Raw genomic sequence first — 487 nt, 5'->3', positions numbered from 1 at the left:
GCTCTACGTGCCGCCCCAGAACGACGAGACAGAGCGTGAGTGGCATCGAGAGGATCAAGCCGATCGGTCCCCATAGCCATCCCCAGAACAGTGCAGCCACGATGACCGAGAACGGAGAAAGACCGGTGCTCTGCCCGTACGCGACGGGCTCGATGACCTGGTTGAAGATGAGCTCGGTCACAACGAAGAGGGCTGCAGTCCAGACAACCATGGACCAGCCAGGGTCCACTGCAGCAGAGAGCGCGATCGGCAGGGTGGCTGCAAGGATCGGGCCGACGTAAGGAACGAACCGCAACACGATCCCGAGAATGCCCCATAGAACGGGACTTGGTACACCGATCAAGAAAAGTCCCGTACCGATGACGATCCCGAACCCGACATTGATCGTCAGGAGCGTCAGGAAGTAGCGGCTCAATCGCCGTGCGGCGTCATCCATTGCGCCGGTGGTACGGTGAAGGTCGCTTGAACCGAACAGGCGGATCATCCT

Annotated in this window: 1 protein-coding gene; it reads right to left on the bottom strand. The window is 60.2% G+C overall.

Translation table 11 applies throughout. The features are described from left to right. Positions 1–487, bottom strand: a 487-nt coding sequence (locus ACZLZY_RS24925; protein WP_472936649.1) for an AI-2E family transporter, incomplete at both ends; no start/stop codon positions are given.

The sequence above is a fragment of the Mesocryomonas lacus genome, from assembly GCF_055730135.2.
This window is presented reverse-complemented; position numbering and strand designations above follow the sequence as displayed.